The 20,381-nt window shown below is 74.0% G+C and carries 18 protein-coding genes; 13 read left to right on the top strand and 5 right to left on the bottom strand.

The genetic code is table 11. The features are described from left to right. Positions 1–114 precede the first annotated feature (114 nt). Positions 115–324, top strand: a complete 210-nt coding sequence (locus Q1A09_RS01770) for a hypothetical protein (protein WP_299951374.1) — start codon at positions 115–117, stop codon at positions 322–324. A gap of 160 nt (positions 325–484) precedes the next feature. Further along, positions 485–2,047, top strand: a complete 1,563-nt coding sequence (locus tag Q1A09_RS01765; RefSeq protein ID WP_299951371.1) for a Na+/H+ antiporter — start codon at positions 485–487, stop codon at positions 2,045–2,047. A 29-nt stretch (positions 2,048–2,076) separates the two neighbouring features. Here Q1A09_RS01765 and Q1A09_RS01760 read toward each other — a convergent pair whose 3' ends face one another. Then, entirely contained in the window at positions 2,077–3,261 is a 1,185-nt protein-coding gene (locus tag Q1A09_RS01760) for a CdaR family transcriptional regulator (RefSeq protein WP_299951368.1), read from the bottom strand. 97 nt (positions 3,262–3,358) lie between these two features. Between Q1A09_RS01760 and Q1A09_RS01755 the strand changes: the two genes are divergently transcribed. Next, positions 3,359–4,465, top strand: a complete 1,107-nt coding sequence (locus Q1A09_RS01755; RefSeq protein WP_299951365.1) for a ferredoxin reductase — start codon at positions 3,359–3,361, stop codon at positions 4,463–4,465. Between the two features lie 56 nt (positions 4,466–4,521). Beyond that, positions 4,522–5,724: an acyl-CoA desaturase gene (locus tag Q1A09_RS01750; RefSeq protein ID WP_299951363.1), complete on the top strand. Its 1,203-nt coding sequence runs from the start codon at positions 4,522–4,524 to the stop codon at positions 5,722–5,724. 76 nt (positions 5,725–5,800) lie between these two features. On the opposite strand, the gene Q1A09_RS01745 is transcribed toward Q1A09_RS01750, so the two are convergent. Genes Q1A09_RS01745 through Q1A09_RS01730 form a run of 4 tightly spaced genes read right to left on the bottom strand, consistent with a single transcriptional unit; the run spans position 5,801 to position 9,376 of the window. Beyond that, positions 5,801–6,199 (bottom strand): universal stress protein, encoded by a 399-nt coding sequence (locus Q1A09_RS01745; protein ID WP_299951361.1) that lies wholly within the window; start codon positions 6,197–6,199, stop codon positions 5,801–5,803. Beyond that, a complete protein-coding gene (locus Q1A09_RS01740) occupies positions 6,196–7,725 on the bottom strand; it encodes a tripartite tricarboxylate transporter permease (protein ID WP_299951358.1) in 1,530 nt (509 codons plus the stop codon). The genes Q1A09_RS01745 and Q1A09_RS01740 overlap by 4 nt, the downstream gene beginning before the upstream one ends. Before the next feature lie 8 nt (positions 7,726–7,733). After that, positions 7,734–8,363 carry a tripartite tricarboxylate transporter TctB family protein gene (locus Q1A09_RS01735; RefSeq protein ID WP_299951355.1) on the bottom strand — a complete coding sequence of 210 codons (630 nt, stop codon included), beginning with the start codon at positions 8,361–8,363 and terminating at the stop codon, positions 7,734–7,736. After that, positions 8,360–9,376 carry a tripartite tricarboxylate transporter substrate binding protein gene (locus tag Q1A09_RS01730; protein ID WP_299951353.1) on the bottom strand — a complete coding sequence of 339 codons (1,017 nt, stop codon included), beginning with the start codon at positions 9,374–9,376 and terminating at the stop codon, positions 8,360–8,362. The genes Q1A09_RS01735 and Q1A09_RS01730 overlap by 4 nt, the downstream gene beginning before the upstream one ends. Positions 9,377–9,515: 139 nt before the next feature. Here Q1A09_RS01730 and Q1A09_RS01725 point away from each other — a divergent pair, with 139 nt between their 5' ends. The 9 genes from Q1A09_RS01725 (at position 9,516) to Q1A09_RS01685 (ending at position 20,362) form a co-directional block, all read left to right on the top strand. After that, entirely contained in the window at positions 9,516–10,409 is an 894-nt protein-coding gene (locus Q1A09_RS01725; RefSeq protein ID WP_299951350.1) for a LysR substrate-binding domain-containing protein, read from the top strand. Positions 10,410–10,543: 134 nt separating this feature from the next. Further along, positions 10,544–11,458, top strand: a complete 915-nt coding sequence (gene kdgD, locus Q1A09_RS01720; protein ID WP_299951345.1) for a 5-dehydro-4-deoxyglucarate dehydratase — start codon at positions 10,544–10,546, stop codon at positions 11,456–11,458. A 33-nt stretch (positions 11,459–11,491) separates the two neighbouring features. Next, the gene (locus tag Q1A09_RS01715; protein ID WP_299951342.1) at positions 11,492–12,823 is read left to right on the top strand and encodes an enolase C-terminal domain-like protein; all 1,332 of its coding nucleotides are present in this window, start codon (positions 11,492–11,494) and stop codon (positions 12,821–12,823) included. Between the two features lie 16 nt (positions 12,824–12,839). Then, on the top strand, positions 12,840–14,006 hold the full coding sequence (locus Q1A09_RS01710; protein ID WP_299951339.1) for an L-talarate/galactarate dehydratase: 1,167 nt from the start codon (positions 12,840–12,842) through the stop codon (positions 14,004–14,006). 53 nt (positions 14,007–14,059) lie between these two features. Then, the gene (locus tag Q1A09_RS01705; protein ID WP_299951336.1) at positions 14,060–15,574 is read left to right on the top strand and encodes an aldehyde dehydrogenase (NADP(+)); all 1,515 of its coding nucleotides are present in this window, start codon (positions 14,060–14,062) and stop codon (positions 15,572–15,574) included. Then, positions 15,571–16,434, top strand: coding sequence for a hypothetical protein (locus Q1A09_RS01700; protein ID WP_299951333.1), 864 nt, complete (start codon positions 15,571–15,573; stop codon positions 16,432–16,434). Before Q1A09_RS01705 ends, Q1A09_RS01700 begins: the two co-directional genes overlap by 4 nt. 13 nt (positions 16,435–16,447) lie before the next feature. Beyond that, the gene (locus tag Q1A09_RS01695; RefSeq protein WP_299951330.1) at positions 16,448–17,377 is read left to right on the top strand and encodes an AEC family transporter; all 930 of its coding nucleotides are present in this window, start codon (positions 16,448–16,450) and stop codon (positions 17,375–17,377) included. Positions 17,378–17,435: 58 nt separating this feature from the next. Then, on the top strand, positions 17,436–18,941 hold the full coding sequence (gene mqo / locus Q1A09_RS01690) for a malate dehydrogenase (quinone) (protein WP_299951327.1): 1,506 nt from the start codon (positions 17,436–17,438) through the stop codon (positions 18,939–18,941). After that, positions 18,938–20,362 (top strand): FAD-binding oxidoreductase, encoded by a 1,425-nt coding sequence (locus tag Q1A09_RS01685; RefSeq protein WP_299951324.1) that lies wholly within the window; start codon positions 18,938–18,940, stop codon positions 20,360–20,362. Before mqo ends, Q1A09_RS01685 begins: the two co-directional genes overlap by 4 nt. Positions 20,363–20,381: the final 19 nt, after the last annotated feature.

The raw sequence follows: 20,381 nt of genomic DNA, 5'->3' as shown, positions 1-20,381 counted from the left end.
GCGCCCCCGGGTGGCCGCTGCCCGGGGTCTCGTGTGCCCCGCCGGGCACCGCCGTGGTCGACGCAGAGAGGCACCCACAGACCGGGCCGGACGGCCCGTGGAGGAGGACGAGACATGCGGATCGACAGGGACAACGTGATCCGGGCGCTCGACGGGGGTGGCCGCTCCGAGGACGCGGCCCGCGCCCGTCAGGTGCTGGGCAGTTCGGTGGACACGGTCGCCGACGCCGAGCTGCTGCGCGACCTCGGCATCGAACCGGGGGAGCGGGCGCAGGGCGGGGTCCCGGCGCTGCGCCGCCCGCAGGGTGAGGAGGACCGCGCCTGACCGGGACACGGAGCGGGAGGTGATCTCGGGCGATGCCCGGGTAGGGGTGCGCGGTCACCGCGCCCGACCGAGCACCCGGAGTCCCCTCATGCCCGCAGCAGCCGACCAGTGTCCGCGTCCGGCGCGGACCGCCGACGCACCACGCGTGCGGGGCTGAGCGGTGGACGCCCTCGTGCTCTTCGGGCTCCTGCTGCTGGGGGTCGTGGTGCTCACCCCGGTCGCCGACCGGATCGGCGTCCCGCAGCCGGTCCTGCTGACCGTCTACGGGCTGGCCCTGGGCGCCCTGCCGGTGGTGCCGGCCCCCGACCTGCCGCCGGACCTCATCCTGCCGCTGGTCCTGCCGCCGTTGCTGTTCGCCACGACGCAGTCGACGTCGTTGCGCGAGCTGCGCGAGGCGGCCCGCCCCATCCTCGGTCTGGCCGTGGCGCTGACCGTGGTGACGGCGGCCGTCGTCGCCGTCGTCGGGCACGCCCTCGGTCTGCCGTGGGCGGTGGCGATCGTGCTCGGCGGCATCGTCGCCCCGCCCGACCCGGTGGCGGCCACGGCCGTCGCGAAGCGGCTCAACCTGCCACCGCGGCTGGTCACCATCCTCGAGGGCGAGGGGTTGTTCAACGACGCCACGGCGCTGGTGATCTACCAGCTCTCCGTGATGGCGGTCGTGGCCGGCGGCGTCTCGGTGGCCGAGATCGGCTGGGGTCTGGCGACGGCGGTGCTCGGTGGCACCGCGCTGGGCCTGGCCGGCGGCTGGCTCGCCCGCAAGGCCCTGGGGTGGCTGGACGACGCGGCCACCGAGACCACGGTGACCCTCTCCGTCCCGTTCGCCATGTACCTGCTCGCCGAGCACGTCGGTGCCTCCGGCGTGCTGGCCGTGCTCGCCGCCGGCCTGTACCTGCGGACCACGGCCACCAGCGAGATCACCTCGGCGGGCTGGGTGCTCGGCCGGCAGGTGTGGCAGTACGTCGAGTTCGCCGTCAGCGGCCTGCTGTTCGGCTTCCTCGGGGTCGAGCTGATCAGCGTCCTGGGCACCACCGAGCTCTTCGACGACGGCCAGACCCTGCTGGTGGCCGCCGCGGTGACCGGGGTGCTGATCGGGGTGCGGGCCGCAGCGATGTTCCTGGCCTCCGGGCTGGCCGGGCGCCGGGCCCGCCGGGCCGACTCGGCCACCCCGTACGGCTGGCGCGAGTCGGCCGTCGCGTCGTGGGCCGGGATGCGCGGTGTGGTCACCGTCGCCACCGCGCTGGCGCTGCCGGCGACCATCGACACCGGGGACGCCTTCCCGGCGCGGGAGGAGGTGGTGCTGGTGTCGCTGCTCGTGGTCGTGGTGACCCTGGTGCTGCAGGGCCTGACCCTCGCCCCGCTGATCCGCCGGCTCGGCGTGGCCACCGACTCCGACGTCCCGGCCGACGTGCGGCGGCTGCACCGGGTGGTCACCGAGGCGGCATTGGACTCGATCCGCGGTGCCGAGGACGTGCCCGACGACGTCCGGGCCGCCGTGCTGCGCCAGTACGAGGCGCGGCTGGGCTACCGGAACGACGTCGAGAGCCTGGTCGACGGCGGCTCGGGCGCGGGACGGGGGCCTGCGCTGCGGGACCTGCTCGCCCGCGCCACCGAGGCCGAACGGGAGGCGGTGCTGGACGCCCGCCGCCGCGGCGAGGCCAGCCCCGCCGCCGCCGACGACGTCCTGTTCGACGTCGAGGCCCGGGCGATGCGCTACGGCTCCTGAGCAGGCCGGGTCCCTGGCTGCCGGGGCGCTCAGCCGGTGCGTGCGCCGAGCGCGACGGTGAGCGCCAGCACGGTCTGCGGGTCGTCCAGCCGCTCGCCGTAGAGGTCGCGCAGCTGGCCCATCCGGTACCGCACGGTCTGCGGGTGCACGAACAGCTCGGCGGCCACCTGCTCGCGTCGGCCGTGGTGCAGCAGCCAGGAACGCAGCGTCGCGGTGAGCTTCTCCCGCACGGCGGGGCTCACCTCGTCCAGCGGCGCCAGGACGGCGGCCCGCAGGTCGGCCAGCGCCTCCTCGTCGGCGCGCAGCACCAGGTCGGGCAGCCGCTGCTCGGTGTCCAGCGGGGCCGGCTCCTCGGCGGTGAAGCCGAGCTCGAGCACCCGCAGCGCCCGGGCGTAGGAGACCGCCACCGCCGACCACGGACGGGGCGGGCCGACCACGGCGGCGCGCCCGTCCAGCGCACGCAGCAGCCCCGGCCGGGCGCCGCCCCCGGCGTCGGGCACCAGCAGCACGGTCAACCCGGTCGCGGGGTCCAGGCCCGGCGGGTCGTCGTCCACCTGCAGGGTGCGGGCGTCCAGCAGCGCGAGTGCGCCGCGGGCCCGGGCCTGGGGGAGGAGCACGGCGGTGAGCGTCCGGGGCGGGGGCCAGCCGGCCCGTTCGGCGGCCGCGGTCAGGTCGTGCAGCGGCCGGGCGGCCAGCAGCAGGGCACCCAGCCGCTCGCGGTGGTGGCGGCGCACCCGGCCGGTGGTCTCCAGCTCGTCGGTGTGCCCGGCGACGCTGGCGGCCGACAGCTGGTCGATGTAGGCGAACACCAGCTCGGCGAACCGGGCCAGCGACGCCACGGACAGCCCGGCGGCCACCGCGGTGTCGCTCATGTGTCGCCAGGACACCCGGGCGCCGACCCGGTAGGCGGCCAGCAGGGCGTCCATCGACCGCCCGCTGCGGGCCTCGCCCCGGCCCAGGGCGTAGGCCCCCTCCAGCGCCGGGCCGATCGGCCGGCTGGCGTCGGCGCCGTCGGTCGTGGTGGCCAGCTCCAGGAAGCCCCCGAGCGCCAGCTGCACCGCGTTGGTGATCGCCCGGCCCATCTCACCGGAGAAGGCACCGGCGTAGTCGGTGACCTCCACGACGATGCTGGCCACGGTCTGCTCGGCGACGGCAGGCAGCTGAGCGCGCATCGCGGCGACCACGGTCGGCGGGAAGATCACCTCGACGCCCACAGCTCCTCCATCCGGTTGTTCGCAGGGAACAGAAGGTACCGCCCGATTCACGTCATGAGCACAGGTGTTCATCCCTGCGGTGGGGAAGACTCAGGTCATGACCACCACCGTCCCGCGCCCGAGTCCGGGTCGCCCGGCCCTGCGTGCGCTGCGCGACCGGGTGCTCAAGGCCGCCGAACTGGTCACCACGCCGCTGCTCCCGGTCGACTACCTCGACCTGATCGACCCGCTGCGCTCCGGTGCCGCGCTGCGCGGCCGGATCGAGGAGGTCCGGCACGAGACCCGCGACGCCGCGACCATCGTGATCCGGCCCGGCCGCGACTGGCTGCCGCACACCCCCGGCCAGTACGTGCGCATCGGCATCGACGTCGAGGGTGTGCGGCTGTGGCGCGCCTACTCGATCACCTCGGTGCTCGGCCGGGCCGACGGCCGCTTCACCATCACCGTCAAGGCGATCCCGGACGGCAAGGTCAGCAACCACCTGGTGCACCGCGTGCAGCCGGGCACGGTCGTACAGCTGGACCAGGCCACCGGCGACTTCGTGCTCCCCGAGCAGCGGCCGGCCAAGGCGCTGTTCGTCACCGCCGGCTCCGGCATCACCCCGGTGATGGGCATCCTGCGCAACCACGTGCACGAGCACGAGGACGTCGTCCTGGTGCACTCCGCGCCCACCGCCGACGACGTCATCTTCGGCGCCGAGCTGCGCGAGCTGGACCGCACGGGTGCGATCCGGCTGGTCGAGCGGCACACCGCGACCGACGGTCTGCTGGACACCGCCGTGCTCGCCGGGATGGTCCCCGACCTCGCCGAGCGGTCGACCTGGGCGTGCGGGCCGATCGGCCTGCTCGAGGCGCTCGAGCAGTACTGGGCCGACGCCGGCATCGCCGACCAGCTCTACACCGAGCGGTTCCGCCCGCGGGTGCTCGTCGCCGACGCGGCCGGCGGCACGGTGAAGTTCACCGCGTCCGAGAAGACCCTCGAGGTCGACGGCGCCACCCCGATCCTGGACGCCGCCGAGGACGCCGGGCTGCTCATGCCCAGCGGCTGCCGGATGGGCATCTGCTACGGCTGTGTGCTGCCGCTGCGCGAGGGCGCCGTCCGCGACCTGCGCACCGGCGAGGTGACCACCGCCGCCCCCGGCGACGGGGTCCTCGTGCAGACCTGCATCAGCGCCGCCGCCGGCGCCTGCGACATCGACCACTGACCTCTCCCGTACGACCTGATCCCGCGCCACCCGCCGCCCCAGAGAAGGAGCAGCACATGACCGTCCTGCAGAAGAAGTCCGACAACCCGATCGCCCACCTCAGCCCCGAGGACATCGAGGCCATCGGCTTCGAGCTCGACGCCATCCGGCAGAGCGTGGTGGACAGCCGGGGTGAGGCCGACGCGGCCTACATCCGCAAGGTCATCGACGTGCAGCGCAAGCTCGAGCTGGGCAGCCGCGCCGTCCTGCTGTTCTCCAAGTTCCCGCCGGCCTGGGTGCTGGGCACCGCCGGGCTCTCGGTCGCCAAGATCCTGGAGAACATGGAGATCGGGCACAACATCCTGCACGGGCAGTGGGACTGGATGCGCGACCCGAAGATCCACTCCACGACCTGGGAGTGGGACATGGCCAGCCCGGCCGAGCAGTGGAAGCACTCGCACAACGAGCTGCACCACACGTACACGAACGTGATCGGCAAGGACAACGACCTGGGCTACGGCATCATGCGCGTCGACGAGGACCAGAAGTGGGTGCCGCTGTACCTGTTGCAGCCGGTGTGGAACTTCGTCAACGCCATCTTCTTCGAGTACGGCATCGCCGCCTACGACCTGGAGCTGGGCAAGAACCTGGCCACCAAGGAGCGGCGCGCCGACCCGGGCTTCCGGGCCCGCGGCAAGCAGGTGCTGAAGAAGATCCGCAAGCAGGCCACCAAGGACTACCTGGTGCACCCGCTGCTGTCCGGGCCCTCGTTCCTGCCCACCCTGGCAGCGAACTTCACCGCCAACGTGGTGCGCAACCTGTGGTCGCACTCGGTGATCATGTGCGGGCACTTCCCCGAGGGTGTGGAGACCTTCGAGAAGAAGTCCATCGACGGGGAGACCCGCGGTGAGTGGTACCTGCGCCAGATGCTCGGCTCGGCCAACATCTCCGGCAGCAAGGCCATGCACGTCATGACCGGCAACCTGAGCCACCAGGTCGAGCACCACCTGTTCCCGGACCTGCCGAGCAACCGGTACGCCGAGATCGCCCCGAAGATCGAGGACCTGTTCCGCCGCTACGGCCTGCGGTACCACTCCGCGTCGCTGCCGCGGCAGGTCGGCTCGGCCTGGCACAAGGTCATCCGGCTCTCGCTGCCCAACGGCTGGCTGGCCCAGACCACCCCGGCCAATGCCCCGGCCCAGGTCGTCAAGCTCTACAAGATGACCACCGGTGGCGCGAAGGTCCGCCGGCGGCTCCAGCAGGAGCTGGTCGCCGCCTGAGCCAGGCGCAGCGCAGACACGACGAAGGCCCGCCGGGGGAGTTCCCCGGCGGGCCTCGTCGTGGGTACGGGGCGGGTCAGTCGTGCTGCGGCTTGACCGCCAGCACCGGACGGTCGGCGTCCAGCAGGATCCGCTGGGCACTGCTGCCCATCAGGAGCTTGCCGACGGGGGAGCGGCGGCGGATGCCGATGACGATGACCGACGCGGCCACCTCCTCGGCGACCCGGAGCACCTCGTCGGCGAGGTCGCCGCTGTGCGGGGTCTGCCGCACCTCCAGGGCGACCCCGTCGGCCTGGGCCCGGGTGGTCTGCTGCTGCACCAGCTCCGGCGGGGCCAGGTCGGCGCTGACCGGGGCGCCGCCCCGCGGGGTGTTGAGCACCAGCAGGTCCTCGCCGCGGCGGCGGGCCTCGGCGAGACCGGCGGTGAAGGCCGCCTCGCCCTCGGGGGTGGGGACGAAACCGACGAGGACGGTCACACGAGCTCCTTGGGGGTGGTGGTGTCGGTGCGGTCGTCGGAGCGGTTCCGGCGCCGGGCAAGGGCACCACGGACCAGCGGCAGCAGGGCCACGACCAGGAAGACGACCAGCAGTGTGCCCGAGATCGGCCGGGTGAAGAAGCCGGTGGCGTCACCCTCGAAGATCAGCAGCGACCGGCGGAGCGAGTCCTCCAGCAGCGAGCCGAGGACGAAGGCGAGCACCAGCGGCCCGGGGTCGAAGCCGAGCTTCTTCATCAGGTAGCCCAGCACCCCGAAGACGATCACCAGTCCGATGTCGAAGACGCTGTTGTTGACGGTGTAGACGCCGACGAGGGTGATCAGCACGGTGATCGGGGCCAGCACCGTGGCGCGGACCCGGAGGATCCGGACGAAGAGCCCCACCAGCGGGATGCTCATGATCAGCAACAGGATGTTGCCGATGTACATCGAGTTGATCACGCCCCAGAACAGCTCGGGTTCCTGGGTGACCAGCTGCGGACCGGGGCTGACGCCCTGGATGAGCAGGGCGCCGAAGATCACCGCCATCGTCGCGTTGGCCGGGATGCCGAGGGTGAGCAGCGGGATGAAGGACGACGTGGCCGCGGCGTTGTTCGCCGTCTCCGGTGCCGCGACTCCCTCGACCGCGCCCTGGCCGAACCGGGAGGGGTCCTTGGCCCGGCGCTTCTCCACCGCGTAGGCGGCCAGCGACGACAGCACCGCGCCGCCGCCGGGGAGGATGCCGAGCACGAAGCCGATCACCGAGCCGCGGCCGATCGCGCCGGAGGACTGGCGCAGGTCGGTGCGGGAGGGCCAGACGTTGGCCACCGCGGCCGGGGCCTGCACCTTCCGGTGCCGCTCCTCCAGGTTGTAGAGGATCTCGCCGAGGCCGAACAGGCCCATCGCGATCGGCACGAAGTCCAGGCCGTCGGCCAGCTGCAGGTTGTCGAAGGTGAACCGCTCGGCGCTGGTGAACCCGTCCCGGCCCACGGTGGCCAGCAGCAGGCCGACGCAGGCGGCGATGACGGCCTTGAGCCGGTCGCCGCTGCTGACCGTGGAGACCAGCAGGATGCCCAGCAGGGCCAGCGCGGTGTACTCCGGCGGGCCGAAGTCCAGCGCGAAGCCGGCGACCAGTGGCGCGACCAGGGAGAGCGCGACGATCGAGACGGTGCCGCCGACGAAGGAGCCGATCGCGGCGATGCCCAGCGCGGTTCCGGCCTTGCCCTGCCGGGCGAGCGCGTGGCCGTCGAAGACGGTGACCACCGAGGAGGCCTCACCGGGCAGCCGCAGCAGCACAGAGGTGATCGTGCCGCCGTACTGGGCGCCGTAGAAGATGCCGGCCAGCATGATGATCGCGGTCACCGGCTCGACGCCGATGGTGAGCGGCAGCAGGATCGCGATGGTCGCCGCCGGGCCGAGCCCGGGCAGCACCCCGATCAGCATGCCGATGACCACGCCGAACAGGCAGTAGAGCAGGTTGGTCGGTTCCAGGACGACGCCGAAGCCGTCGATCACCGGGGCCAGGTCCACGGAGCCTCCTAGAAGAGGTGCGGGATCGGGACGGACAGCGCCGCCACGAACAGGAGGTAGAAGGCGACCACCACGGCCAGGCTCGTGATGATCGACAGGCGCCAGCTCTCGTGCCCCAGCACGCGCAGCCAGACGAAGGCCAGCAGCGCGGCGGGGATCTCGAAGCCGATGACGCTGATCAGCGCCACGAAGACGACCATCGTGGCCAGGCCCGCGAGCACCTGCCAGCTGCCGGCGGTGAAGCGCTCGGCGTCACTGGTCCGCCGGACGCCGGCGAGCAGCCCGAGGCCCAGGAGCACCAGCACACCGCTGACCAGCAGCGGGAAGGTGCCGGCGGCGGGGCGCTGCGCCGTGCCGGCGCCCAGGGCCCACGAGCCGGCGAACGCGGCGACGCCGAAGGCGAGGACGACGACGGCGATCACCAGGTTGCTCGTCGTGCCGGCGGCCGGTGGACGGTCCTCGGCCTCGACCTCCACCTCGTGGACGGCGTCGGTCACGCCGGTGTCGGTCACCCCGGCGTCGGTCATCCCGGTGTCGGTCGAGGGGGGCGGTGCCGGGTCCCCGGCCGGGCCGGCCCCGGCGGTCTCGCGACCGCCGGGGCTGCCCAGGGCGTGCGCCCCGTGGTGCGGAGAGGTCACGCGTCGCCGCCGAGGTCGATGCCGTACTCGTCGACCACCGCCTGGTACTCCTCCAGGTTGGTGTTCCAGCGCTCGCGCAGCTCCTCGCCCTCGATCTCGTTCGGGGTGAGCTGGTTGTCCTCGTTGAACTGCTGGTAGCTCTCGGAGTCGAACGCGGTCTGGAAGGCCGAGCGGAGCGTCTCCAGCACCTCGTCCGGGGTGCCCTGCGGCGCGAAGACGGCGCGGGACTGCTGGACCGGGACGTCGTAGCCGGCCTCCACGGCGGTGGGGGTGTCCGGGAGGTAGGAGGGGCGCTCCTCGGCGAAGGTGACGATCGGGGTCAGCTCGCCGGCCTCGATCTGCTCGATCGCCTCGCCGAGCTGGATCGAGCCGACGTCGACCTGTCCGCCGAGGACGGCGGTGAGGGTGGGCGAGCCGCCGTCGAAGGGCACCCCGGTGGCGTCGATGCCGGCCTGGGCGAAGAGCAGCTCCTGGGAGAGCTGGCTGCCGGTGCCCACGCCGGTGGTGCCGAAGGTGACCGGCCGGCCGGCGGCGGCCAGGTCCTCGACCGTGCTGAAGCCGGAGTCCGGCGCGGTGACGAGCACGTAGTCGTCCTGGCTGATCCCGGTGACGATCTCGTAGTCGTCGATCGACACCGCCTCGTCCTCCGGCACGGCCAGCGGGGTGATGTAGGCCAGGCTGCCGTTGTAGATCATCAGGGTGTGGCCATCGGGGTCCTCGCCGGCCAGCTCCTGGGCGGCGAGCGCGCCGTTGGCCCCGGGCCGGTTCTCCACGGTGACCGGGACGCCGAGGTCCTCGGTGGCCCCGTCGGCCAGCGCCCGGGCGATGAGGTCGGTGCTGCCGCCCGGGTCCTGGCCGACCAGGATGGTGATCGGGTCGCCGCCGGGGAAGTCCGCCGCGTCGGCGTCCGAGTCGCCGCCGCCGACGTTGCCGCCGCAGGCCGCGACCGAGAAGGTCAGCGCCAGGCCGAGGCCGGTCACCGTCCAGCGGCGCGCGCCGAGGTGCTGGGTCATGTGGTTCTCCTCTTCGAGAAGCCGGCGTTCCGGCTGGCAGTGCTGTGAGGGGGGTCACGCACCGGGACGGTGAGGAGCGTAGGGAGACGTGGCGATGCCTGTCCAAGAGCAATAGGGCATGGATTGATACCTTGCCAGCATGGCCTTCACGCTGGAGCAGCTGCGGGGTTTCGTCGCGGTCGCCGACGAGCTGCACTTCGGCCGGGCCGCGGCCCGGCTGGCGATGACCCAGCCCCCGCTCAGCCGGCAGATCCAGAAGCTCGAGCGGGCCGTCGGGGCCCAGTTGCTCGAACGCGACAACCGGCGGGTCACCCTCACCGCCGCCGGTGAGGTCTTCCTCGTCGAGGCCCGCCGGCTGCTCACCCTGGCCGACGGGGCGCCTGAGCTGGCCCGCCGGGTCTCCTCCGGGTCCACCGGCGTGCTGCGGATCGGCTTCACCGCCGCCTCCACCTACGGCGTGCTCGGCCGGTTGCTCGACGACCTGGCCCGCGACCTGCCCGACGTCGACGTCGACCTGGCCGAGATGGTCACCCGGGAGCAGGTGGCCGGCCTGCTGGCCGAGGAGATCGACCTGGGGCTGGCCCGCCCGCCCTTCGACGCGGAGCGGTTCGGTTCCCGGCTGCTGCACCGGGAGTCGCTGTTCGTCGCCGTGCCGCTGGGGCACCGACTGCTCGGTCTGGACCGGCCGGTGACGGCGGAGGACCTGGCCGGTGAGCCGGTGGTGATGCACTCGCCGACGAAGGCCCGGTACTTCTACGACCTGGTGGTCGGGTTCGTGCCGGCGGCCTCGGAGAACACCGTGCACACGGTCAGCCAGGTGCTCACCATGCTGTGGCTGGTGGCGGCCGGCCGGGGCATCGCGTTCGTGCCGGAGTCGGCCACCGGGCTGACCATCGCAGGCGTCGCGCTGGTGCGGCTGGAGACCCCGGTGCCCCAGCCGGTCGAGCTCCACCTGCTGTGGAGCCGGGACGCCAAGAACCCGGCGCTGTGGCGGTCGCTGGCGGCCCTGCACGGTGGGCAAGCGCTTTCATGATGCACGTCGGGCATCGCGCGATGCGGAATTGCTCTTGGACAGGCATCGTGAGCCGTTCCTAGGGTGACCTCGACCACCGCCCCCGACCTCCGGTCGGCCAGTGCGCGGACCCGCCGGACCCAAGGACACGACCCGTGACGTTGCTGCCCCCGGACGCCCTCGCTGACCGGCTGAAGTCCGGTCTGCTCTCGTTCCCGGTCACCCACTTCGACGCCGACCTGCAGTTCGACGAGCCGCGCTACCGCGAGCACCTGGCCTGGCAGTCCAGCTTCGACGTGGCCGGCCTCTTCGCCGCCGGCGGCACGGGGGAGGGCTTCTCGCTCACCCCCGCCGAGATCGACCGCGTCGTCCGGGTCGCCGTCGACGAGGTGGCCGGGGCGGTGCCGGTGATCGCGCCCGCCACCGGTGGCACCGCCGTCTCGGTCGCCCAGGCGCAGGCCGCCCAGGCCGCCGGTGCCGCCGGGCTCCTGCTCTTCCCGCCCTACCTCACCGAGGCCAGCCAGGCCGGTCTGGTCGAGCACATCAGCGCCGTCTGCCGGGCCACCGACCTCGGCGTGATCGTCTACAGCCGGGCCAACGCGGTGCTCACCGACGCGACCGTCGCCGAGGTCGCCGACCGCAACCCCAACCTGATCGGCCTCAAGGACGGCGTGGGGGACATCGAGCAGATGACCCGCACCTTCGCCCGGGTGGGCGACCGGCTCATCTACGTCGGTGGCCTGCCCACCGCGGAGACGTTCGCCCTGCCGCTGCTCCAGCTGGGGGTGAGCACCTACTCCTCGGCGCTGTACAACTTCCTGCCCGAGTTCGCGCTGCGGTTCTACGCCGCCGTCCGCGCGCAGGACCGCGAGGCGGTCTACGCGATGCTCAACGACTTCGTCATCCCCTACCTCGACGTCCGGGACCGCGCCCGTGGCTACGCGGTGTCGATCGTGAAGGCCGGGCTCACCGCCGTGGGCCGGGACGGCGGCCGGGTGCGCCCGCCGCTGACCGACCTGACCGAGGCCGAGCTCGCCGAGCTGACCGCGCTGGTCTCGAAGGTCTCCTGAACCCGCTGCCCGCCGTCTGATGAGAGGAACCCGATGACCGCCACTGCGCCCACTGTCGCCCGCGTCGAGGTCGTGCCGGTCGCCGGGCACGACAGCATGCTGCTGAACCTCAGCGGTGCGCACGGGCCCTTCTTCACCCGCAACGTCGTCATCGTCACCGACAGTGCGGGGCGGGAGGGCGTCGGTGAGGTGCCCGGCGGGGAGGAGATCCGCCGGACGGTCGAGGACGCGGCCCCGCTGCTCGTCGGGCAGCCGGTGGCGGCGTACGGGCGGCTGCTGCGCTCGGTCGCCGACACCTTCGCCGATCGGGACGCCGGCGGCCGCGGGCTGCAGACCTTCGACCTCCGGACGACGGTGCACGCGGTGACCGGGTTGGAGTCGGCGCTGCTGGACCTGCTCGGCCAGCACCTCGGGGTGCCGGTGGCCGAGCTGCTGGGCGACGGGCAGCAGCGCGACACCGTGCCGATGCTGGGCTACCTGTTCTACGTCGGGGACCGCGCGGCCACCGACCTGCCCTACGTGGCCGAGGACGCCCCGGCCGACGACTGGGAGCGGCTGCGCCGGGAGCCCGCGCTCACCCCCGAGGCGGTCGTCGCCCTCGCCGAGGCCGCGCAGGCCCGGTACGGGTTCGCCGACTTCAAGCTCAAGGGCGGCGTGCTGTCCGGCGAGCAGGAGGTCGCCGCCGTCCGGGCGCTGGCGCAGCGGTTCCCCGACGCCCGGGTGACGCTGGACCCCAACGGGGGCTGGCTGCTCGACGACGCCGTCGCGCTGCTCGGCGACCTGCACGGGGTGCTCGCCTACGCCGAGGACCCGGTCGGGGCGGAGGGCGGCTTCTCCGGCCGTGAGGTGATGGCCGAGTTCCGCCGCCGGACCGGGCTGCCGACCGCGACGAACATGATCGCCACCGACTGGCGGCAGATGGCCCACGCGGTGCGCACCAACGCCGTGGACATCCCGCTGGCCGACCCGCACTTCTGGACCATGCGTGGTTCGGTGCGGGTGGCCCAGCTGTGCGCCGACTTCGGCCTGACCTGGGGCTCGCACTCCAACAACCACTTCGACATCTCGCTGGCGATGTTCACCCAGGTCGGGGCCGCGGCACCGGGGGAGATCACCGCGCTGGACACCCACTGGATCTGGCAGGACGGGCAGGCGCTGACCCGGTCGCCGCTGCAGATCCGGGACGGGCAGATCGCCGTCCCGACCGCACCCGGGCTCGGCGTCGAGCTGGACCGGGACGCCCTGGCCGCGGCGCACGAGCTCTACCGCGAGCACGGCCTCGGCGCCCGGGACGACGCGGTCGCCATGCAGTACCTCCTGCCCGAGTGGCGCTTCGACCCCAAGCGCCCCTGCCTGGTCCGCTGACCCCCTGGAGCTCCTGATGACCACGACCGCTCTCGCCCCGACGCCGGCCCCGGCCGTGCTCGACCGGATCTCGGAGGTCACCCTCTCCTCGGTCACCCTGCCGCTGCCCAACCCGATCAGCGACGCCAAGGTGTTCACCGGCCGCCAGCGGCCGATGACCGAGGTCGCCTTCCTCTTCGCCGAGATCCGCACCGAGGGCGGGTTCGAGGGGGTCGGGTTCAGCTACTCCAAGCGGGCCGGCGGGCCGGCGCAGTTCGCCCACGCCCGGGAGATCGCCCCCGACCTGATCGGCGAGGACCCCAGCGACATCGCCCGGCTGTGGACCAAGCTGGTCTGGGCCGGTGCCTCCGTCGGCCGCAGCGGTGCCTCGACCCAGGCCCTCGCCGCGTTCGACGTCGCGCTGTGGGACCTCAAGGCCAAGCGCGCCGGGCTGCCGCTGGCCAAGCTGCTGGGCGCCCACCGGGACTCGGTGCGCTGCTACAACACCTCCGGCGGCTTCCTGCACGAGACGGTCGAGCAGGTCAAGGACAACGCCACCCGCACGCTGGAGAGCGGCGTCGGCGGCATCAAGATCAAGGTCGGGCTGCCCGACTCCGCGGAGGACCTGCGCCGGGTGCGCGCCGTGCGCGAGCACCTCGGGGACGGCGTCCCGTTCATGGTCGACGCCAACCAGCAGTGGGACCGGCCCACGGCCATGCGGGTCAGCCGCCGGCTGGAGGAGTTCGACCTGGTCTGGATCGAGGAGCCGCTGGACGCCTACGACGCCGAGGGGCACGCCCAGCTCGCCCGGTCGCTGGACACCGCGATCGCCACCGGCGAGATGCTCACCTCCGTCGCCGAGCACCGTGAGCTCATCCGGGCCGGCTCGGTGGACATCCTGCAGCCCGACGCCCCGCGGATCGGCGGCATCACCCAGTTCCTGAAGCTGGCCGCGCTCGCGGACGACGCGAACCTGCAGATCGCGCCGCACTTCGCCATGGAGATCCACGTCCACCTGGCCGCGGCCTACCCGCACGAGCCGTGGGTCGAGCACTTCGACTGGCTGCACCCGCTGTTCAACGAGCGGCTGGAGACCCGCGACGGCCGGATGCACCTGTCCGACCGCCCCGGCCTCGGTGTCACGCTGACCGAGCAGGCGCGCGCCTGGACCGTGGACCGCGTGCACGTCGACGCGCCCCGCTGACCCGCCCGCCCGACCAGACCTGCCCGACCCGCCCCGCGAGAAGGAGCCATGCCATGAGCGACGTCGTCAGCATCGACCCCCGCACCGGACAGACGGCCGAGGTCGTCGCCCAGGAGACCAGCTCCGCGGAGGTGGCCCGGCTCTGCGAGGCGGCGCTCGCCGCCGCCCCCGCGCTGGAGGAGCTCGGCCGGGACGGCCGGGCCGCGCTGCTGCGCGCCCTGGCCGACGCCCTGGAGGCCCGGCGGGAGGACGTCGTCGCCGTCTCCGACCGGGAGACCGGCCTGGGCACCACCCGGCTGGGCGGCGAGCTGACCCGCACCGCCTACCAGCTGCGGCTGTTCGCCGAGGTGCTGGAGGAGGGCAGCTACCTCGAGGCCACGATCGACCACCCCGGCGACACCCCGATGGGCCCCCGCCCGGACCTGCGCCGGATGCTGCTGCCGATCGGCCCGGTCGCGGTGTTCGGGGCGAGCAACTTCCCGCTGGCGTTCTCCGTGCCCGGTGGCGACACCGCCTCCGCGCTGGCCGCCGGCTGCCCGGTCGTCGTCAAGGCCCACGGTTCGCACCCGGCGACCTCGCAGCTGGTGTTCGAGGTGCTGGTCGAGGCGGCCCGCGCGGCCGGCGCCCCGGAGGGCACGCTCGGCCTGGTGCACGGCCTGCAGGCCGGCGCCGACCTGGTCGCCCACCCGGCGATCCGCGCGGTCGGCTTCACCGGGTCGGTGAACGGCGGCCGCGCGCTGCTGCAGATCATCGAGCAGCGCCCCGACCCGATCCCGTTCTTCGGCGAGCTGAGCAGCCTCAACCCGGTCGTGGTCACCCCGCAGGCCGCCGCCGAGCGCGGCACCCAGCTGGGCACCGAGCTGGTCGGCTCGTTCACCCTGGGCGCCGGGCAGTTCTGCACCAAGCCCGGCCTGGTGCTCGTGCCCGCCGGTGCCGAGGGCGACCAGGTCGTGGACGCGATGGCCGAGGCGGTCCGCGGCAGCAGCCCGCAGGTGCTGCTCAACGAGGGCATCGCGGCGTCCTTCGGGAAGCTGTCCACCGCCATCGCCGGTGCCCCGGGGGTCAGCCCCGTCGCCCGCGGCACCGAGGGCGACGGCCCCGGCTTCACCGCCACGCCGCTGCTGCTCACCACCTCGGCCGCGGAGCTGCCCGAGCAGGTCACCGAGGAGGTCTTCGGGCCGGTCACCGTGGTGGCCCGCTACGACGGCGAGCCCGAGCTCTTCGCCGCGCTGGCGAAGATGCCCTCCTCGCTCACCGCCACGGTGCTGCGCGGCGCGGGGGAGACCCAGCTGCCGCTGACCGTCTCCCAGGAGCTGCGCACCCGGGCCGGCCGGATCGTGTACGACGCCTACCCGACCGGGGTCGCCGTGTCCTGGGCCCAGCACCACGGTGGCCCGTGGCCGTCGACCAACTCCCAGCACACCTCGGTCGGCACCTCGGCGATCCGCCGGTTCCTGCGCCCGGTCACCTGGCAGGGCGCCCCGGCCGACGTGCTCCCCGCCGAGCTCACCGACGACTTCACCGGCATCCCGCGCCGGGTGGACGGCGTCCTCCAGCTGCCGGCGTGAGCGCCCGGGTCGCGCTGGTCAGCAGCGAGCGGGGGCTGCGGGTCGACCCGGACCTGCCGCTCGCGGCGTCTGCCCTGCGCGGCGCCGGGCTGACCGTCGACCTGGTGCGGTGGGACGACCCGGACGTCGACTGGACCGGCCTCGACCTGGCCGTCGTCCGGTCGTGCTGGGACTACGCCTGGCGCCGAGCCGAGTTCCTGGCCTGGGCGCAGCGCGTGCCCCGGTTGCGGAACACCGCACCCGTGCTGGCCTGGAACACCGACAAGGCGCACCTGCGCGACGTCGCGGCCGCGGGGCTCCCCGTCGTGCCGACCGTCTGGGACCCCACCGAGGTCGGCGACCTGCCGGACGCGGGGGAATGGGTGGTCAAGCCGTCGGTCTCGGCCGGCTCCCGGGACACCGCCCGCTGGACCGAGCCGGCGGCGGTGCTCGGGCACGTCGCCGAGCTCACCGCCGCCGGCCGGACGGCGATGGTGCAGCCCTACCTGGCCAGCGTGGACGACGCCGGGGAGACCGCGATGCTGTTCCTCGGCGGCCGGTTCTCCCACGCCGTGCGCAAGGGCCCGCTGCTGCGGCGCGGCGAGGGCGTGCGCCAGGACCGGGACAGCCGCGGCGACCTGCGCGCGGTCGACCCGACGCCGGCCCAGCGGGCGGTCGCGCAGGCGGTGTTCGACGCCGTCCCCGACCTGGTGCCGGGCACCGAGCCGCCGCTGTACGCCCGGATCGACCTGGTCGCCGACGACGCCGGCCGCCCGGTGCTGCTCGAGCTGGAGCTGACCGAGCCCAGCCTCTTCCTGCCGCAGGCCCCGGAGGCGGCGCTGGCGCAGTGGGTGACCGCGGTGACGGCCGCGACCCGGTGACGGCCGGGACCGCGTGAGCGCGGTGCTGGGCGGGTTCGCCGCCCTCGCCGCGGTCATCGCCGTCGGCTGGGTCACCGCCCGCACCGGCGTGCTGGGCGAGGGCGCCACCGGGGTGCTCTCCCGGCTGTCCTACTACGTCGCCACCCCGGCGCTGCTGCTGCTCACCCTGGCCGACGCGGACCCGGCCACCCTGCTCACCGCGGCCCTGGTGGCCACCGGCGGCAGCGCGCTGCTCACCGGGCTGCTCTTCGCCGGGCTGGCCCGCTGGTGGTGGCGGCTGCGCCCGGCACAGCTGGCCACCGGCGCGCTGGCGTCGGGCTACGTCAACGCCGGCAACCTCGGCATCCCGATCGCGGTGTACGTGCTGGGCGACGCCTCCTACGTCGCCCCGGTGCTGCTGTTCCAGGTGCTGGTGATGGCCCCGGTCGGGCTGTCGGTGCTGGCCGGGTCCCGCGGGCCGGCCGAGGACGCGCCGTCGCGATGGCGGGTGCTCACCCAGCCGGTGCGCACCCCGGTGGTGCTCGGCTGCGTGCTCGGGCTGCTGCTGGCCGAGACCGGACTGCGGCTGCCGGCGCTGGTGCTGCGGCCGGTCGAGCTGCTCGCCGCCCTCGCCGTCCCGGCCGCGCTGCTGGCCTTCGGCTCCGGCCTGCGCGGTGCGCCGCGGCCGGCCACCGGGGACGGGCGCGGTCAGGTGTGGCTGGCGGTCGCGCTGAAGACCCTCGGCCAGCCCGCGCTGGCCTACCTGCTGGGCCGGTGGGTGGTCGACCTGTCGGGGGTGCCGCTGCTCGCGGTCACCCTCACCTCCGCGCTGCCCACCGCGCAGAACGTGTTCGTCTACGCCACCGCCTACGACCGCGGCACCGCGCTGGCCCGGGACGTCGTCCTGCTGACCACGGTGCTGTCGGTCCCGGTGCTGGTCGGGGTGGCGGTGGTCCTGGGGTGACGGTGGTCCTGGGGTGACGGGAACGCAGGTGACGGGCAGCGAGACGAGAGGTGGAGCGGTGAGCGGCACGAGCACGGAGGAGCGGGACGTCGTCCTGATCGGCGGCGGGGTGATGAGCGCGACCCTGGGGGTGCTGCTCAGCGAGCTGGAGCCCGGCTGGACGATCACCGTCGTCGAGCGGCTGGACGCCGCCGGGCTGGAGAGCTCCAGCGCCTGGAACAACGCCGGCACCGGGCACGCCGGGCTCTGCGAGTTCAACTACACCCCGCGCCGCCCCGACGGCAGCGTCGACCCGACCAGCGCCGTCCAGATCGGCGAGCAGTGGCTGACCTCGCTGCACCTGTGGGCGCAGCTGGTCGAGCGCGGACTGCTCGGGGCACCGGGGGACTTCATCCGCTCGGTGCCGCACATGGGCTTCGGTCGGGGTGCCGATGGGGTGGCCTACCTGCGGGCCCGCTGGGAGGCGCTGCGAGACCATCCGCTCTTCGCCGGCCAGGAGTTCTCCGACGACCCCGCGGTGCTCGCCCGGTGGCTGCCGCTGGTGTTCGACCAGCGGCCGGCCGGTGAGCCGGTGGCCGCCACCCGCTCGGCGCAGGGCACCGACGTCGACTTCGGGGTGCTCACCCGCCGGCTGCTGGAGGTGCTGGCCGGCCGCGGCGCCGACGTGCGGTTCGGCCAGGAGGTGCGGGCGCTGCGCCGGCACGGCGACCGGTGGCACGTCGACGTCCGGGACCGGGCCACCGGGGCGCGCCGCCGGCTGCGCACGCCCTACGTCTTCGTCGGCGCCGGTGGTGGCACGCTGCCGCTGCTGCAGTCGGCCCGGGTGCCCGAGGTGCGCAGCCACGGCGTCTTCCCGATCAGCGGCCAGTTCCTGCGCACCGACCGCCCGGAGCTGGTGGCCGCGCACGACGCCAAGCTCTACGGCCACGCCGCACCGGGCGCGCCGCCGATCTCGGTGCCGCACCTGGACCGCCGGGTGGTCGACGGCCGGGAGCACCTGCTCTTCGGCCCGTTCGCCGCGTTCTCCCCGCGGTTCCTCACCCAGGGCCGGCTCACCGACCTGGTGCGCTCGGTGCGGCGGGGCAACCTGCCCACCCTGCTGGCCGCGGCCCGGGACAACCGCAGCCTGATGGCCTACCTGGTGCGCCAGCTGCGGCAGACAGGTGAGGACAAGATCGCCGCACTCGCGGAGTTCGTGCCCTCGGTGCGCGCCGAGGACTGGGAGCTGATCACCGCCGGCCAGCGGGTCCAGGTGCTCAAGACCGCCGACGGCCGCGGCAGCATGGTCGGCTTCGGCACCGAGCTGCTGACCTCGGCCGGCGGCTCGCTGGCCGCGCTGCTCGGTGCCTCGCCGGGTGCCTCGACCGCCGCGGCGACGATGGTCGACGTGCTGGCGGCCAGCTTCCCGGGGCGGATGGCGGGGTGGGCACCGCGGCTGGAGCAGCTCGCCCCTGCGGCCGGCACCGTCCGCGGCTGGGACGCCGGACGGCTCGCCGCCACCGTGGCGCACGCCCGCACGGTGCTGCAGCTGACCCCCGCCGTCCCCGGAGAGGAACCCGCATGACCGCCACCGAGTCCCTGCTCCCGGCGCTGCGCGCGGCCGTCGGACCGGCCGGGCTGGTCACCGACGCCGACCAGCTGCGCAGCTACCTCGTCGACTGGCGGGGCGCCTACCGCGGTGCGGCGGCCGCCGTGGTGCGACCGGGCAGCACCGAGGAGGTGGCCGAGGTGCTGCGGCTCTGCCGGGACGCCGGGGTCGCCGTCGTCCCGCAGGGCGGCAACACCGGCCTCTGCGGCGGTGCGGTGCCCGACGCCTCGGGCCGGCAGGTGGTGCTCTCGCTCGGCCGGATGCGGCGGGTGCACGAGCTCGACGCCGCGAACCAGACGATCACCGTGGAGGCCGGCGCAGTGCTGCAGACGGTGCAGGAGGCGGCGGCCGCGGCCGGCCGGCTGTTCCCGCTGTCGCTGGGCTCGGAGGGCAGCGCCACGATCGGCGGCACGTTGGCCACCAACGCCGGCGGCACCGCGGTGCTCCGCTACGGCACCATGCGCGACCTGGTGCTGGGCCTGGAGGTCGTGCTGCCCGACGGCCGGGTGTGGCACGGGCTGCGCGGCCTGCGCAAGGACAACACCGGCTACGACCTCAAGCACCTGTTCGTCGGCGCCGAGGGCACCCTCGGGGTGATCACCGCCGCGGTGCTGAAGCTGTTCCCCGCCGTCCGGAGCCGGGCCACCGCCTGGGTGGCGCTGCCCGGGCCGGCGGCCGCCGTCGAGCTGATCGAGGTGGTGCGCGCCCTGGCCGGCGACCGGCTGACCGGGTTCGAGGTGATGAGCCGGCAGAGCGTGGAGTTCGTGCTCGCGCACGCGGCCGGGGTGCGTGACCCGTTCGCGCAGCCGCACCCCTGGTACGCCCTGGTCGAGCTCAGCGACACCCTGCCCGACGCCGGCCTCGCCGAGGTGCTGGAGACCGGGCTGGGGGAGGCGTTCGAGCGGGACCTCGCCCTGGACGCGGTGATCGCCTCCGGCTCGGCGCAGGTCGCGGCGCTGTGGGCGCTGCGGGAGGGGATCTCGGAGGCGCAGAACTCCGAGGGGCCGAGCCTCAAGCACGACGTCACCGTGCCGGTCAGCTCCATCCCCGACTTCGTCGAGCGGACCGACCGGGCGCTGGCGGCCGCCGTCCCCGGCATCCGGGTGGTCGCCTACGGGCATGTCGGCGACGGCAACCTGCACTACAACCTGAGCAAGCCGGTGGGCTCCGACGACGACGCCTTCCGGGCCCGCGCCGACGAGCTGGCCCGGGTCGTCTACGACTCCACGGCGTCGTTCGCCGGCAGCATCAGCGCCGAGCACGGCATCGGGGTGGCCAAGCGCGACCTGCTCGCCGACTACGAGGACCCGCTGGAGCTGGAGCTGATGCGCGGGGTGAAGGCCCTGCTCGACCCGGCCGGGCTGATGAACCCCGGCAAGGTGCTCCCGGCGGGATGAGCCGGCGCCGTCCGGTCCC

This window comes from uncultured Modestobacter sp., assembly GCF_947486615.1.
In the GTDB taxonomy this organism is placed as follows: Bacteria; Actinomycetota; Actinomycetes; order Mycobacteriales; family Geodermatophilaceae; genus Modestobacter.
This window is presented reverse-complemented; position numbering and strand designations above follow the sequence as displayed.

Coding starts and splice junctions, on each gene's coding strand:
- Q1A09_RS01770 (WP_299951374.1), top strand. CDS start 115: ATGCGGATCGACAGGGACAACGTGATCCGGGCGCTCGACGGGGGTGGC.
- Q1A09_RS01755 (WP_299951365.1), top strand. CDS start 3,359: ATGACCACCACCGTCCCGCGCCCGAGTCCGGGTCGCCCGGCCCTGCGT.
- Q1A09_RS01750 (WP_299951363.1), top strand. CDS start 4,522: ATGACCGTCCTGCAGAAGAAGTCCGACAACCCGATCGCCCACCTCAGC.
- Q1A09_RS01730 (WP_299951353.1), bottom strand. CDS start 9,376: ATGACCCAGCACCTCGGCGCGCGCCGCTGGACGGTGACCGGCCTCGGC.
- Q1A09_RS01725 (WP_299951350.1), top strand. CDS start 9,516: ATGGCCTTCACGCTGGAGCAGCTGCGGGGTTTCGTCGCGGTCGCCGAC.
- Q1A09_RS01715 (WP_299951342.1), top strand. CDS start 11,492: ATGACCGCCACTGCGCCCACTGTCGCCCGCGTCGAGGTCGTGCCGGTC.
- Q1A09_RS01710 (WP_299951339.1), top strand. CDS start 12,840: ATGACCACGACCGCTCTCGCCCCGACGCCGGCCCCGGCCGTGCTCGAC.
- Q1A09_RS01705 (WP_299951336.1), top strand. CDS start 14,060: ATGAGCGACGTCGTCAGCATCGACCCCCGCACCGGACAGACGGCCGAG.
- Q1A09_RS01685 (WP_299951324.1), top strand. CDS start 18,938: ATGACCGCCACCGAGTCCCTGCTCCCGGCGCTGCGCGCGGCCGTCGGA.